This window comes from Saccharomonospora cyanea NA-134, from assembly GCF_000244975.1.
Lineage (GTDB): Bacteria > Actinomycetota > Actinomycetes > Mycobacteriales > Pseudonocardiaceae > Saccharomonospora > Saccharomonospora cyanea.
Map to the genome: position 1 here is coordinate 3541292 of NZ_CM001440.1, position 15577 is coordinate 3556868.

Genomic DNA, 15577 nt, shown 5'->3' on the forward strand with positions numbered 1-15577 from the left:
CGTAGCATGTTTGTGGGCAAGCCCTCGGCCGATTAGTACCAGTCCACTCGTAAACACATTGCTGTGCGTCCATGTCTGGCCTATCAACCCCATCGTCTTTGGGGGGCCTTACCCACTCGAGGGTGGTGGGAGACCTCATCTTGGAACAGGCTTCCCGCTTAGATGCCTTCAGCGGTTATCCCTTCCGAACGTAGCTAACCAGCCATGCTCCTGGCGGAACAACTGGCATACCAGAGGTTCGTCCGTCCCGGTCCTCTCGTACTAGGGACAGCCTTCCTCAAGTCTCCAACGCGCGCGGCGGATAGGGACCGAACTGTCTCACGACGTTCTAAACCCAGCTCGCGTGCCGCTTTAATGGGCGAACAGCCCAACCCTTGGGACCTACTCCGGCCCCAGGATGCGACGAGCCGACATCGAGGTGCCAAACCATGCCGTCGATATGGACTCTTGGGCAAGATCAGCCTGTTATCCCCGGGGTACCTTTTATCCGTTGAGCGACACCCCTTCCACCAGGAGGTGCCGGATCACTAGTCCCTGCTTTCGCACCTGCTCGACCTGTCGGTCTCACAGTCAAGCTCCCTTGTGCACTTACACTCGACACCTGATTGCCAACCAGGCTGAGGGAACCTTTGGGCGCCTCCGTTACTCTTTGGGAGGCAACCGCCCCAGTTAAACTACCCACCAGGCACTGTCCCTGAACCGGCTCACGGTCCGAGGTTAGATTCCCAATCCGGCCAGAGTGGTATTTCAACAATGACTCCACAACCACTGGCGTGGCTGCTTCCCAGTCTCCCACCTATCCTACACAAGCCGAACCGAAAACCAATACCAAGCTATAGTAAAGGTCCCGGGGTCTTTCCGTCCTGCCGCGCGAAACGAGCATCTTTACTCGTAGTGCAATTTCGCCGGGCCTGTGGTTGAGACAGCCGGAAAGTCGTTACGCCATTCGTGCAGGTCGGAACTTACCCGACAAGGAATTTCGCTACCTTAGGATGGTTATAGTTACCACCGCCGTTTACTGGCGCTTAAATTCTCAGCTTCACCCCCCGAAAGGGGCTAACCGGTCCTCTTAACGTTCCAGCACCGGGCAGGCGTCAGTCCATATACCTCGACTTACGTCTTCGCATGGACCTGTGTTTTTAATAAACAGTCGCTTTCCGCTGGTCTCTGCGGCCAACCCACCCTAGCCCGCGCAGGGCTTCAGGTGTTTTGGCCCCCCTTCTCCCGAAGTTACGGGGGCAATTTGCCGAGTTCCTTAACCACAGTTCACCCGATCGCCTTGGTATTCTCTACCTGACCACCTGTGTCGGTTTGGGGTACGGGCCACGCGCGCACTCGCTAGAGGCTTTTCTCGGCAGCAGAGGATCACCCTACTTCGCCACAACGGCTATGCATCACGCCTCACCCTCGTCATTCAAGACAGCCCAGCGGATTTCCCTACCGGGCGGGCCACACGCTTACACCAGTATCACCACTGACTGGCGGGGCTACCTTCCTGCGTCACCCCATCGCTTGGCTACTACAGGATCAGGTCCCACGCACCCCACACACCACCCCGAAGGGCGGACGCGCAGGGCGGGTGGTTAGTCTCACCTGCCTCGCCAGGGACGCACACACGCGGGTACGGGAATATCAACCCGTTGTCCATCGACTACGCCTGTCGGCCTCGCCTTAGGTCCCGACTTACCCTGGGCGGAACAACCTGGCCCAGGAACCCTTGGTCATCCGGCGGCAGAGATTCTCACTCTGCATTCGCTACTCATGCCTGCATTCTCACTCCCACACCCTCCACAACTCGGTTCCCCGGCTGCTTCCCTGGATGCAGGACGCTCCCCTACCCATCCACACGACTGGACCCAAGCCCCGAAGGACCCGAGCCGATCACCTGTGTGAATGACACAGCTTCGGCGGTGTGCTTAAGCCCCGCTACATTGTCGGCGCAGAACCACTTGACCAGTGAGCTATTACGCACTCTTTCAAGGATGGCTGCTTCTAAGCCAACCTCCTGGTTGTCTCAGCGACTCCACATCCTTTCCCACTGAGCACACACTTAGGGGCCTTAGCTGGTGTTCTGGGCTGTTTCCCTCTCGACGACGAAGCTTATCCCCCGCCGTCTCACTGCCGCGCTCTCACACACCTGTATTCGGAGTTTGGTTGACTTCGGTAAGCCGGTAAGCCCCCTAGGCCATCCAGTAGCTCTACCCCAGATGTGAAACACGCGACGCTGCACCTAAATGCATTTCGGGGAGAACCAGCTATCACGGAGTTTGATTGGCCTTTCACCCCTACCCACAGCTCATCCCCCAGGTTTTCAACCCTGGTGGGTTCGGGCCTCCACACCGTCTTACCGGCGCTTCACCCTGGCCATGGGTAGATCACCCCGCTTCGGGTCTAGACCACGCGACTACAACGCCCTGTTCAGACTCGCTTTCGCTCCGGCTACCCCACTCGGGTTAACCTCGCCACGCAGCACTAACTCGCAGGCTCATTCTTCAAAAGGCACGCCATCACCCCACAGGGCTCTGACGGCTTGCAGGCACACGGTTTCAGGTACTCTTTCACTCCCCTCCCGGGGTACTTTTCATCTTTCCCTCACGGTACTCGTCCGCTATCGGTCACTAGGAAGTATTTAGGCTTACCGGGTGGTCCCGGCGGATTCACAGCGAATTCCACGGGCTCGCTGCTACTCGGGAACACCACCAAGACAATGCCATGCAGTTTTCGCGTACGGGACTCTCACCCACTCCGGTCACGCATCCCAACGTGTTCCGCTAACCACACACACCATCCCCAGCAGTGTCAGCTACTGGACAGTGGCTCCCACAACACCGCACACACAACGCCTGACAGCTTCACCATGTGCACGGTTTAGCCTCTTCCGCTTTCGCTCGCCACTACTCACGGAATCACGGTTGTTTTCTCTTCCTACGGGTACTGAGATGTTTCACTTCCCCGCGTTCCCTCCACACCGGCTATACATTCACCGGCGGGTGACACCCCATCACGGGTGCCGGGTTTCCCCATTCGGACATCCTCGGATCACAGCTCGGTTGACAGCTCCCCGAGGCTTATCGCAGCCTCCCACGTCCTTCATCGGCTCCTAGTGCCAAGACATCCACCATGTGCCCTACACAACTTGACCACAAAGATGCTCGCACCCACTCTGCAATTCTCAAACACCACGCCAGAAACAACACAGCGTGTTGCCTCAAAACCCAACAGCGTGCCAGCGATCCGGTCGACACCCCCGCACCCCAACGGCACGGGCCGGCATCCACCACTAGTAGCGGTTCACACTAAGCTCTAACGAGCAGTCAAGCTCCTTAGAAAGGAGGTGATCCAGCCGCACCTTCCGGTACGGCTACCTTGTTACGACTTCGTCCCAATCGCCAGTCCCACCTTCGACCACTCCCTCCCCGAAGGGTTGGGCCATGGGCTTCGGGTGTTACCGACTTTCATGACGTGACGGGCGGTGTGTACAAGGCCCGGGAACGTATTCACCGCAGCAATGCTGATCTGCGATTACTAGCGACTCCGACTTCACGCAGTCGAGTTGCAGACTGCGATCCGAACTGAGACCGGCTTTGAGGGATTCGCTCCACCTCACGGTATCGCCACCCACTGTACCGGCCATTGTAGCATGTGTGAAGCCCTGGACATAAGGGGCATGATGACTTGACGTCATCCCCACCTTCCTCCGAGTTGACCCCGGCAGTCTCCCACGAGTCCCCGGCATTACCCGCTGGCAACATGGGACAAGGGTTGCGCTCGTTGCGGGACTTAACCCAACATCTCACGACACGAGCTGACGACAGCCATGCACCACCTGTGCACCAGCCACAAGGGAAACCCCATCTCTGAGGCGATCCGGTGCATGTCAAGCCCAGGTAAGGTTCTTCGCGTTGCATCGAATTAATCCACATGCTCCGCCGCTTGTGCGGGCCCCCGTCAATTCCTTTGAGTTTTAGCCTTGCGGCCGTACTCCCCAGGCGGGGCGCTTAATGCGTTAGCTACGGCACGGGACGCGTGAACAGCACCCCACACCTAGCGCCCAACGTTTACGGCGTGGACTACCAGGGTATCTAATCCTGTTCGCTCCCCACGCTTTCGCTCCTCAGCGTCAGTTTCGGCCCAGAGACCCGCCTTCGCCACCGGTGTTCCTCCTGATATCTGCGCATTCCACCGCTACACCAGGAATTCCAGTCTCCCCTACCGAACTCAAGTGATGCCCGTATCCACCGCCCGCCCACGGTTAAGCCGCAGGTTTTCACGGCAGACGTGACACACCGCCTACGAGCTCTTTACGCCCAATAATTCCGGACAACGCTTGCACCCTACGTATTACCGCGGCTGCTGGCACGTAGTTGGCCGGTGCTTCTTCTCCCGGTACCGTCACTTGCGCTTCGTCCCGGGCGAAAGGGGTTTACAACCCGAAGGCCGTCATCCCCCACGCGGCGTCGCTGCATCAGGCTTGCGCCCATTGTGCAATATTCCCCACTGCTGCCTCCCGTAGGAGTCTGGGCCGTGTCTCAGTCCCAGTGTGGCCGGTCACCCTCTCAGGCCGGCTACCCGTCGTCGCCTTGGTAGGCCATCACCCCACCAACAAGCTGATAGGCCGCGGGCTCAACCTGTACCGCCGGAACTTTCCACACCCCACCATGCGGTGAGGCGTCCTATCCGGTATTAGACCCAGTTTCCCGGGCTTATCCCAGAGTACAGGGCAGATTACCCACGTGTTACTCACCCGTTCGCCACTCATCCACCCAGCAAGCTGGGCTTCAGCGTTCGACTTGCATGTGTTAAGCACGCCGCCAGCGTTCGTCCTGAGCCAGGATCAAACTCTCCAACAATGAACAGTCAATCCGATGACTCACATGTCATCTCAAAGAAACCCACAAAAAAGGGGCTCAAAAGAGCACTACTAGCATGACAATCACTAGCACACTGTTGAGTTCTCAAACAACACACATTGTGTTTTGGCACCCCACAGACGTGCCACACCCCAACATCGTAACCAACTGGTTTCAAGTCAGGATTGTGGCCCCACACCTGGAGGACCGACCAGCAACGTTACCCGGTGCGTTCCGCGCTGTCAAACCCTCTCGGGTCTGACCCGCTCGCCCCGGCCGTCCCTGGCGACGAAGAGAAGATTACACGCCCCTGAAACCCACTCAAACAGGGGGGTCCCCTAACCACGTTTCCGCAGGTCAGACACTCCGCCAGAGCCGGAAACGGCGGAGGCCACCGAGCTGTCCGCTTCGCGCGGTGATCAGTGGCCTCCGCCGGATCGGTTGTCGGACGCGGCGGTCACTGCCGCGCGCGGACACCTGCCAGAGTCTTCTTGCCGCGGCGGACCACGAGCCAACGACCGTGTAGAGCATCCGACGACTCCGGCGTCCAATCCTCATCGACGATCTTGGTGTTGTTCACGTACGCACCGCCTTCCTTCACGGTGCGGCGGGCTGCTCCCTTGCTCTCGACCAGCCCTCCGGCGACGAGGAGGTCGACGATCGTGGGCCCATCGGCAAGCTTCACCTCGCCCGTGGGTACTTCGGCCATGACCGCATCCAACGTGGCCCCGTCGAGCTCCCGCAACTCACCGCGGCCGAACAGTGCCTGACTGGCGGCGACGACCTGCCGTGTCTGCTCGGGACCGTGCACGAGATCGGTCAGCTCCTCCGCGAGCCGACGTTGCGCCTGCCGCGCCGCCGGCCGTTCCCGCGTCGCCGTTTCCAACTCCCCGATCTCGTCGGCGTCGAGGAAGGTCAGCAGCTTGAGGCAGCGCACGACATCGGCATCAGGAAGGTTGAGGAAGTACTGGTACCACGCGTACGGCGACGTCATCTCCGGGTCGAGCCACACGTTGCCGCCGCCGGTCGACTTGCCCAGCTTGCGCCCCTCGGAATCCGTGATCAGCGGCGTCGTCAACGCGTGCACCTGCGCGCCGTGCACCCGGCGGACGAGATCCACGCCGGCCACGATGTTGCCCCACTGGTCGGAGCCGCCCATCTGGAGACGGACGTTGTAGCGTTCGAAGAGCTCCCGGTAGTCCGTCGCCTGGAGCAGCATGTAGCTGAACTCGGTGTAGGAGATGCCCTCGCCCTCGAGCCTGCGCTTGACCGTTTCCCGCGCGAGCATCGTATTGACCGAGAAGTGCTTGCCGATGTCACGGAGGAACACGGGCACGGTCATCGAACCGAGCCAGTCGAGGTTGTTCACCTCGATCGGGGGCACCTCGGGATGGTCGAAGTCAACGAAGCGGGCGAGCTGACCGCGGAGCCGGTCAGCCCATTCCCGAACCTGCTCCTCGGAGTTGAGCACCCGCTCGCCGACATCCCTCGGGTCACCGATCAGGCCGGTACCGCCACCGGCGAGGAGTACCGGCCGGTGGCCCGCGTTCTGGAACCGTCGCAGCATGAGCATCTGCACGAGGTGACCGGCGTGGAGGCTGGGCGCCGTCGGGTCGAAGCCCGTATAGACGACGAGCGGACCGCCATCCAGATCTCGCCGCAACGCATCGAGGTCGGTGGACTGCGCGATCAGGCCGCGCCAGGACAGCTCGTCAAGAATGTGCTCGCTCACGTGCCCATTGTCCCCACCTCGCGGAACACCACGGTCCGGGGGACGACCATACTGCTCCGGTGGAGTCCCGAGGCCTGAGACCGGACGGCACGATCGCTCGCGAGGGTGCGCTCTCGCGGGTGCCCGCCATGTTCCGACCCGTGGTGGAAGCGGCGCGGGCTCGGATCACCGCCGCCTTCGGGCCGGACCGGCTGCACAGCGCGTACCTGTACGGCAGCGTACCCCGAGGTACGGCGACACCCGGGGTGTCGGACCTCGACCTGTTCCTGGCGCTGCGGCACGAACCTGTCGACACCGACCGCGGGAACGCCCGGGCAGTCGAGGAGGAACTCGACCGTGCTTTCCCCCAGATCGCCGGCGCTGCCGTCGGCCTCGCCTCCGCACCGGACCTGCTCAGCGACCGCGAACGATACGACGGCGGGTTCTTCGTCGCGTGCCTGTGCACCCCTCTGATCGGCGACGACCTCGCAGCACTCCTGCCCCGGTACCGGCCCACGTCGCTGCTCGCTCGCGAGACCAACGGCGACCTCGGTCTGCTGCTCCCCCGGTGGCGGGCACGCGCCCGGCAGGCCATGACGGAGGCCGACCGCAAGGCACTCGGCCGGAGCGTCGGCCGACGTCTCGCACGCACGGCGTTCACGCTCGTGATGCCGCGCTGGGGTGGTTGGACCAGTGATCTGAAGTGCACAGCCGAGATCGCGGGGCGCTACTACCCCGAACGAGCCGGGCAGTTCCGGCTCGCGGTCGCGACCGGCCTCGGCTCACCCGCCGACGCGGGCGTGCTCCGGACGCTCCTCGACGACCTCGGCCCCTGGCTCGTCACGGAGTACGCGGCGATACACGGGCTGAAGGCGCCAAGGACCTGAGCATGTCCGGTCACGTCCGGCGCCGGGCGCGCCCGTTGCGTCGGTACGTGCTGACGGCAGGCGAACCGTCGACCCAGAATCGCCACGGAACGTCCTTGGCGGCGGCCACACCGACGCGCGGCCCCGACCGGATGTCCTCCGCCCCTACGGGCTCTCCGGCCAGCAGCCGAACCGGTGAGGCGGGGTCTGTGAGGTCGAGCCCGTTGTGGGCGCGGTCGAGTCCCAACACGGACGTCAGGACAGCGGGCCCCTTCGCCACGAGTCCGCCGCCGCGGGCCGTCGGGCGGCGGGAGCGAGCCAGCTCCCTGCCCTCGAGCACCTCTCCCGCACGCAGCAACACCGCGCCGGGTTCACCGTCGTTGAGCCCCACGACGTTCGCGCAGAAGTGCATTCCGTAGACGAAATACACGTAGAGGTGCCCTGCAGGCCCCCACATCACCTCGTTTCGCGGCGTCCGTCCGCGGTAGCAGTGCGACGCTGGATCGTCCAAGCCCCGATACGCCTCGACCTCCACGAGACGGACCCGGACCGTGCCCTGATCGCTGCGTGACTCGAGTTCACAGCCCAACAGGCTCAGGGCCAGGTCCACCGGGTCGATCGCAAGTTCCTCACGACGGACCACTCGTCGTGTCATAACCTCGTCCGTCACCGCGCTCCCCTCGCCGACTCGCCGCGACCAGGGTAATGGGCGGTGTTCCCTACCGCGCCCACGCACGCAGCTCGGCCAGCCGAGCCTCCAGCCGTTCCCGCTGTTCGGTGACGCGGTCCGGAGCCGTCCCCCCACGGGAGTCGCGGGACGCCACGGAACCCTGGACGGTGATCACCGCGCGGACCTCCGGCGTCAGTGCCGGATGGATCTCGGCGAACTCGTCGTCGGTGAGAGCGTCCAGTCCCACACCCCGCCCCTCGGCGACGCGCACGCACTCCCCCGCTGCTTCGTGGGCACGCCGGAAGGGGACACCCTGGCGGACCAGCCACTCGGCGATGTCGGTGGCGAGCGTGAACCCGGCCGGAGCCAATTCGGCGAGCCGGTCGGTGTGGAACGTCAGCGTGCCGATCATTCCCGCGATCGCGGGCAGGAGCAGCTCCAACTGGTCCACGGAATCGAAGACCGGTTCCTTGTCCTCCTGCAGATCCCGGTTGTAGGCCAGCGGCTGCGCCTTCAGGGTGGCCAACAGACCGGTGAGGTTGCCGATCAACCGCCCGGCCTTACCCCTGGTGAGCTCGGCCACGTCCGGATTCTTCTTCTGGGGCATGATCGAGCTGCCGGTGGCCCACGCGTCATCGAGAGTCACATAGCCGAACTCGGCGGTGTTCCAGATGATGACTTCCTCGGCGATCCGCGAGAGGTTCACGCCGAGCATCGCGACGGCGAAACAGAACTCGGCCGCGAAGTCACGGGACGCCGTGCCGTCGATCGAATTGTCCACCGAAGTGGGGAAACCCAGCTCGTGCGCCACGGCCTCCGGATCGAGGCCCAGCGACGACCCGGCCAACGCGCCCGACCCGTACGGTGATTCGGCCGCGCGCGCGTCCCAGTCGCGCAACCTGCCGAGATCACGCACGAGCGCCTGCGCGTGGGCGAGCAGGTGGTGCGCGAGCAGCACCGGTTGGGCGTGCTGGAGGTGGGTGCGACCGGGAAGCACGGCATCGGGATGGCTGATGGCCTGCGCGACGAGTGCGTCCACGACATCGAGGGTGCCGGACGTCACGCGCCGCGCGGCGTCACGCAGCCACATACGGAACAGCGTGGCCACCTGGTCGTTGCGCGACCTGCCCGCCCGCAGCTTCCCCCCGAGCTCCTCACCCGCACGCTCCAGCAGCCCTCGCTCCAGCGCGGTGTGCACGTCCTCGTCGGCCACGGTCGGGGTGAACTCACCCGACTCCACGTCCTCGGCGAGCCGGTCGAGCGCGGCGAGCATGTCGTCGAGCTCGGTGTCGGTCAGCAGACCCGCACGATGCAACACGCGGGCGTGGGCCCGCGAGCCCGCGATGTCGTACGGCGCCAGCCGCCAGTCGAAGTGGGTCGACGCGGACAACGCCGCCATCGCCTCGGCCGGTCCCTCAGCGAACCGTCCACCCCACAGCTTCATCGTGTCCCCTCCCGGGCTGCCGGTACCGGTGAGGCCACCCGCACCCACCGTGCCGAGTGGCCCCACCGTTGTCGTGACGTCGCGTCAGTTGCTCTTGCTCTGCTGCCGCTTGGCGGCGATCTTGCTGGGCAGACCCCACAGTTGTACGAAGCCCTTGGCCAGCGACTGGTCGAACGTGTCGCCCTCGTCGTAGGTGGCGAGGTTGAAGTCGTACAGCGACTCGTCACTGCGCCGGCCGGTGACCGTCGCGTTGCCACCGTGCAGGATCATCCGGATGTCACCCGACACGTGTTCCTGGGCCTTGGCGACGAAACCGTCGAGCGCCTCCTTCAACGGCGAGAACCACAGACCGTCGTAGACGAGCTCACCCCAACGCTGTTCCACCTGCCGCTTGAAGCGCGCCAGATCACGCTCGACCGTGACGTTCTCCAGCTCCTGGTGCGCCGTGATCAACGCGATGGCGCCCGGGGCCTCGTAGACCTCGCGGCTCTTGATGCCCACCAGCCGGTCCTCGACCATGTCGAGCCTGCCGATGCCGTGCGCTCCGGCCCGGCGGTTCATCTCCTGGATCGCCTCCAGGACGGTGACCTCCTTGCCGTCGATCGCCACCGGAACGCCCTTCTTGAAGGTGATGACCACCTCGTCGGGAGCCTGGAAGTGGACGGTCGGGTCCTGCGTGTAGGAGTAGACCTCCTTCGGAGGCTCGTTCCAGAGATCCTCCAGGATGCCGGTCTCCACTGCACGACCCCAGACGTTCTGGTCGATGGAGAACGGCGACTTCTTCGTGACGTCGATCGGAAGATTGCGTTCCTCGGCGTAGGCGATCGCCTTCTCGCGGGTCCACGCGAAGTCACGCACGGGGGCGATCACGTTCAGATCCGGGGCCAGCGCGCCGATGCCCACCTCGAAACGCACCTGGTCGTTGCCCTTACCCGTGCAGCCGTGCGCCACCGTGGTGGCGCCGTGGTACTTGGCCGCCTCGGCGAGATGTTTGACGATCAACGGCCGGGACAGCGCGGACACCAGCGGGTACCGATCCATGTAGAGCGCGTTCGCCTGCAGCGCCGGAAGGCAGTAATCGTCGGCGAACTCGTCCCGGGCGTCGGCAACCACCGCCTCCACCGCACCGCAGTCGAGCGCACGCTTGCGGATGGTCTCCAGGTCCTCACCGCCCTGGCCGAGGTCGACGGCGACGGCCACCACTTCGGCACCGGTCTCTTCGGCGATCCAACCGATCGCCACGGAGGTGTCGAGCCCGCCCGAGTACGCGAGCACCACCCGCTCAGTCATTGTCCTTCTCCTCATTCACGTTCGTGTCCGCGTTCGACGACCGCTGTGCCAGCGTGGTGAAACGTTCGGCCAACTCCTTGCCCGACAACGGTTCCCTGGCGATCACCGCGATCGTGTCGTCGCCGGCGATCGAGCCGACGACCTCGTCCAGCGCTGCCCTGTCGATGGCGCTGGCCAGAAACTGCGCCGCGCCCGGAGGGGTGCGCAGCACCATGAGATTGCCCGAGGCATCGGCCGAGACCATGAACTCGGCCAGCAACCTCGACAGCCGCGTCGTGCCTCCCTGCACGCCTTTCACGGGACTCCCGTCCTCGGGAATCACGTAGACCGGGGCGCCTGAGTCCGCGCCCCTGAGCTTCACGGCACCCAGCTCGTCGAGGTCCCGCGACAGCGTGGCCTGCGTGACCTCGATCCCTTCCGCGGCAAGCAGCTTCGCCAGCTCGGTCTGGCTGCGGATGGCCATGCTCGACACCAGCTCGGTGATCCTCGCGTGACGCCGGGCCCGGTTCATTCCGCCCGTGGCGGAAGATCGGTGGGACTGCGTGGTCATCGTCGCTCCTGCCGCAGCAACCACACCAGAAGCGCCTTCTGAGCGTGCAACCGGTTCTCCGCCTCGTCCCAGACCGCGCTGGCGGGTCCGTCGATCACCTCGTCGGTGATCTCCATGCCGCGGTGCGCGGGCAGGTCGTGCAGCACGATGGTGTCCTTGCCTGTCCTGGCGAGCAGGTCGGTGTTCACCTGGTAAGGCAGGAACGGCGTCACCCGGTCCTTGCCGTCACCTTCCTGTCCCATCGAGGTCCATGCATCCGTGGTCACCACATCGGCACCGTCCACCGCCGCGTGGGGGTCGGTGAACACGGCGGCGCTCCCACCGGTCTCCTCGGCGCGCTTCGCCACCGCGTCGAGTACCCAGGGAAGCGGGTGGAAACCCTCCGGCGCCGCGACCCGGACGTGCATTCCCGCCGTGACACCGCCCAGCAGCAGAGAATGAGCCATGTTGTTGGCACCGTCGCCGAGATACGTCAGTGTGAGTCCCGCGAGCGCACCCTTACGTTCACGAACGGTGAAGAGATCGGCGAGGATCTGGCAGGGGTGGAATTCGTCGGTGAGGGCGTTCACGACGGGAACCGTGGCCGCTGCCGCGAACTCGTCGATCCGTTCCTGACCGAACGTGCGCCACACCACGAGGTCGGTGTAGCGGGACAGGACACGAGCGGTGTCGCCGATGGTCTCCTCACGCCCCAGCTGCATACTGTGGCCGTCGACGACCACGGCGTGGCCACCGAGCTGGCTGATCCCGGCCTCGAACGAGAAGCGGGTGCGGGTCGAGTTCTTCTCGAAGATCACCGCGACCGTTTTCGGCCCGGCAAGCGCGTCGCCGTACGGCTGTTGCTTCAACTTGGCGGCGAGATCGAGCACCTCGGCCTGCTCACTGGGCGTGAGGTCGTCGTCGCGGAGAAAGTGGCGTGGCATGTCAATCGTCCTTCGAAGTGGCGGCGTCGAAGGCCGCGGGCAGTGCGGCGAGCAGAGCGTCGGCCTGCTCCTGGCTCACGACCAACGGGGGTGCCAGCCTGACCACGTCGGGCTGGACGGGGTTGACGAGGAAACCCGCTCGCTGTGCCGCTGCGGCGACCCCCGCCGAGACGGCGCTGTTCAGCACGACACCGAGCAGCAAGCCCGCGCCGCGCACCGTGCGCACCAAGGGGTGATCGAGACGTTCCAGGCCGGCCGAGATCTCCTTGCCGAGCGCAGCGGTGTGTTCGAGCAGGCCGTTCGCGGCGATGGTGTCGAGGACAGCGAGCCCCGCGGCGCAGCAGACCGGGTTGCCACCGAACGTCGTACCGTGCTGTCCCGGCTCGAAGAGCGTCGCAGCCTCGCCGAACGCCAGGCACGCGCCGAGGGGCAACCCACCACCGAGTCCCTTCGCCAGCGTCACCACGTCCGGCTGGATGCCCGTCTGCTGGTATGCGAACCAACTTCCGAGCCTGCCGACGCCTGTCTGGACTTCGTCGACGACGAGAAGGACACCGTGCCGTCTGGTGATCTCCCTGGCCGCCCTCAGGTAGTCGTCGCCGGGGACCACGACGCCGTTCTCACCCTGGACGGGTTCCACGACGAAAGCCGCGGTGTCGGAGTCGATGGCCCGCTCCAAGGCGGGAACGTCACCGAACGGCACGTGCCGCACTCCGGGAACCAACGGCTCGAAGGGCGCGCGCTTGGCCGGTTGCCCGGTCAAGGCCAGCGCACCCATCGTACGCCCGTGGAAGCCGCCCTCAGTGGCGACGACCGTACTCCTGCCCGTACGCCGAGCCAGTTTGAACGCCGCCTCCACAGCCTCAGCACCGGAATTGCAGAAGAGCACCTTGCCGTCTCCGGCACCCGACAGCTCGAGCAGTCGCTCCGCCAGCGTCAGCGCGGGTTCGTTGAGGTAGAGGTTCGACGTGTGCCCGATCGTCGCGATCTGCCTCGTCACGGCCGACACCACGGCGGGATGGGCGTGCCCGAGTGCGTTGACGGCGATGCCCGTCACGAAATCGAGGTATCGCCGGCCGTCGGCGTCCCACACCACGGCGCCCTCACCACGGACGAGGTTCACCGCCGGGGTGCCGTAGTTGTTCATCATCACGGAACGCCACCGTGCTTGAGCGTCCTCATTGGACATCGTCAACCCCCTTGCTCGGTACCACCATGGTTCCGACGCCGCGCGACGTGAAGACCTCCAGCAACACGGAGTGCGCGAGTCGCCCGTCGATCACGTGTGCGCGGCGCACCCCGCCTCGGATGGCCCGCAGGCACGCTTCCATCTTCGGGATCATTCCGCTCGCCAGGCTCGGCAGAAGGTTTTCGAGTTCGTCGGCGTCGATGCGATCCACCAGCGAGGAGCGGTCGGGCCAGTTCGCGTAGAGGCCTTCCACGTCGGTCAGCACCACCAACTTCTCAGCCCGCAGGGCAGAGGCGAGCGCTCCGGCCGCTGTGTCGGCGTTGACGTTGTGGACGACACCGTCCGTGTCCGGCGCCACCGTGGACACCACCGGGATCCGACCCGCGTTCACGATGTCGAGTACCGCATCCGGGTTCACATCGACGACCTCGCCGACCAGGCCGACATCGACAGGCTCACCGTCCACCGTGGCCTGTTTGCGTTCCGCGGTGAAAAGGCGGGCGTCCTCCCCCGAGATCCCCACAGCGTAAGGGCCATGGGCGTTGATCAAGCCGACCAGCTCCCGGCTCACCTGACCGACCAGCACCATGCGCACGACATCCATCGTCTCGGGCGTCGTCACCCGGAGGCCGCCCTTGAACTCGCCCTTGATTCCCAGGCGGTCGAGCATCGCGGTGATCTGTGGGCCACCGCCGTGGACGACGACCGGACGCAGACCCGCGATCCGAAGGAACACCATGTCCTGCGCGAAGGCCCGCTTCAGTTCGTCGTCGACCATCGCGTTTCCGCCGTACTTCACGACGACCGTGGCGCCGTGGAAGCGTTGCAACCACGGAAGCGCCTCGATCAGCACGCTCGCCTTCTCCGCGGCGGCGGCGAGCCGTTCGTCGACCGGAACGATGGAGTGCTTGTCCGTCATGTCGAGTACGCCGAGTTCTCGTGCACGTAAGCGTGGGTCAGGTCGTTGGTCCAGATCGTCGCCGACTGCCGCCCAGCCTTGAGGTCCACGGTTACCGTGACCTCACGGCCGGACAGGTCCACGGTGTCCCTGGGTTCACCCGGTTCGCCCCCACGGCAGATCCACACACCGTTGAACGCGACGTCCAATGCCGAGGGCTCGAACACGGCGTCGGTCGTGCCGACCGCGGCGAGAATCCGGCCCCAGTTCGGGTCCTTTCCGTACACTGCGGTCTTGAAGAGGTTGCTGCGGGCGATGGCCCTGCCGACCACGAGCGCGTCGTCCTCCGTGGCCGCATTCACCACCTGGATCTCGATGTCGTGCTCGGAGCCCTCCGCATCACGAAGCAACTGCTGTGCGAGATCATGACAGGCCTCTGTCAGCAACGACGTGAACTCGTCGGCGTCCGGAGTCTCCCCGGACGCGCCGCTGCACATCAGCAACACGGTGTCGTTGGTCGACATGCAGCCGTCGGAGTCCAGCCGGTCGAAGGTCTCGCGGGTGGCAGTGCGCAATGCCCTGTCCGCGGTCTCGGCGTCGATCGCCGCGTCCGTGGTCACCACGACCAGCATCGTCGCGAGCGCGGGTGCGAGCATGCCCGCGCCCTTCGCCATGCCTCCGATCGTGTAACCCCTGCCCTCTCGCACGACCTGCTTGCTGTGCGTGTCGGTGGTCATGATCGCTTCCGCCGCCGAAACACCACCGTCTGCCGACAGCTTCGCGGCAGCCGCCTCGATACCCGCGTTCAACGCATCGCGATCGAGTGTCTCACCGATCAGCCCGGTGGAACACACGACGACGTCGATGGCTCCGAAGCCCAGCTGCTGAGCGACCAGCTCCGCCGAAGCGTGGGTGGTCTGGAAACCTGCCGGGCCGGTGTAGCAGTTGGCACCACCGGAGTTGAGCACCACCGCCCTCGCGCTGCGGTCAGCCATCACCTGCTCGCTCCACAGCACCGGGTTCGCCTTGCACCGGTTGGTGGTGAACACGGCCGCGGCCACGTCGGACGGACCGTCGTTGACGACCAGTGCGACGTCCGGTTTTCCGCTGCTCTTGAGTCCCGCGGCGACACCGGCGGCGCGGAATCCGCGGGGCGTGGTGACCGTCATGCTCCTGCCTCCGCTGA

Annotated in this window: 10 protein-coding genes and 2 rRNA genes; 1 reads left to right on the top strand and 11 read right to left on the bottom strand. The window is 64.9% G+C overall.

Annotated features, from left to right (window positions below; all coding sequences use genetic code 11):
- Nucleotides 1-12: 12 nt before the first annotated feature.
- From SACCYDRAFT_RS16595 to tyrS, 3 genes are all read right to left on the bottom strand, one after another.
- Nucleotides 13-3142: ribosomal RNA gene (locus SACCYDRAFT_RS16595) — 23S ribosomal RNA — on the bottom strand.
- Between the two features lie 185 nt (nt 3143-3327).
- A 16S ribosomal RNA gene (locus SACCYDRAFT_RS16600) occupies nt 3328-4850 on the bottom strand.
- Together the 16S and 23S rRNA genes form the textbook arrangement of a ribosomal RNA operon.
- A gap of 457 nt (nt 4851-5307) precedes the next feature.
- Nucleotides 5308-6582 (bottom strand): tyrosine--tRNA ligase, encoded by a 1275-nt coding sequence (gene tyrS / locus SACCYDRAFT_RS16605; protein ID WP_005457874.1) that lies wholly within the window; start codon nt 6580-6582, stop codon nt 5308-5310.
- 59 nt (nt 6583-6641) lie between these two features.
- Here tyrS and SACCYDRAFT_RS16610 point away from each other — a divergent pair, with 59 nt between their 5' ends.
- Nucleotides 6642-7448, top strand: coding sequence for a nucleotidyltransferase domain-containing protein (locus tag SACCYDRAFT_RS16610; RefSeq protein WP_005457875.1), 807 nt, complete (start codon nt 6642-6644; stop codon nt 7446-7448).
- A 10-nt stretch (nt 7449-7458) separates the two neighbouring features.
- Here the strand turns inward: SACCYDRAFT_RS16610 and SACCYDRAFT_RS16615 are convergent, their stop codons facing one another.
- From SACCYDRAFT_RS16615 to argJ, 8 genes are all read right to left on the bottom strand, one after another.
- The gene (locus tag SACCYDRAFT_RS16615; protein ID WP_005457876.1) at nt 7459-8082 is read right to left on the bottom strand and encodes a DNA-3-methyladenine glycosylase; all 624 of its coding nucleotides are present in this window, start codon (nt 8080-8082) and stop codon (nt 7459-7461) included.
- A gap of 64 nt (nt 8083-8146) precedes the next feature.
- Complete coding sequence (argH, locus tag SACCYDRAFT_RS16620) at nt 8147-9541, bottom strand: argininosuccinate lyase (protein ID WP_005457877.1); 1395 nt, start codon at nt 9539-9541, stop codon at nt 8147-8149.
- Between the two features lie 84 nt (nt 9542-9625).
- A complete protein-coding gene (locus SACCYDRAFT_RS16625) occupies nt 9626-10831 on the bottom strand; it encodes an argininosuccinate synthase (protein ID WP_005457881.1) in 1206 nt (401 codons plus the stop codon).
- Nucleotides 10824-11381, bottom strand: a complete 558-nt coding sequence (locus SACCYDRAFT_RS16630) for an arginine repressor (protein WP_005457883.1) — start codon at nt 11379-11381, stop codon at nt 10824-10826. The genes SACCYDRAFT_RS16625 and SACCYDRAFT_RS16630 overlap by 8 nt, the downstream gene beginning before the upstream one ends.
- On the bottom strand, nt 11378-12304 hold the full coding sequence (gene argF, locus SACCYDRAFT_RS16635) for an ornithine carbamoyltransferase (RefSeq protein WP_005457884.1): 927 nt from the start codon (nt 12302-12304) through the stop codon (nt 11378-11380). The genes SACCYDRAFT_RS16630 and argF overlap by 4 nt, the downstream gene beginning before the upstream one ends.
- 1 nt (nt 12305) lies before the next feature.
- Nucleotides 12306-13493 (bottom strand): acetylornithine transaminase, encoded by a 1188-nt coding sequence (locus tag SACCYDRAFT_RS16640; RefSeq protein WP_005457886.1) that lies wholly within the window; start codon nt 13491-13493, stop codon nt 12306-12308.
- Nucleotides 13483-14412, bottom strand: coding sequence for an acetylglutamate kinase (gene argB, locus SACCYDRAFT_RS16645; protein WP_005457887.1), 930 nt, complete (start codon nt 14410-14412; stop codon nt 13483-13485). Before argB ends, SACCYDRAFT_RS16640 begins: the two co-directional genes overlap by 11 nt.
- A complete protein-coding gene (argJ, locus tag SACCYDRAFT_RS16650) occupies nt 14409-15560 on the bottom strand; it encodes a bifunctional glutamate N-acetyltransferase/amino-acid acetyltransferase ArgJ (protein ID WP_005457889.1) in 1152 nt (383 codons plus the stop codon). Before argJ ends, argB begins: the two co-directional genes overlap by 4 nt.
- Between the last annotated feature and the right edge of the window lie 17 nt (nt 15561-15577).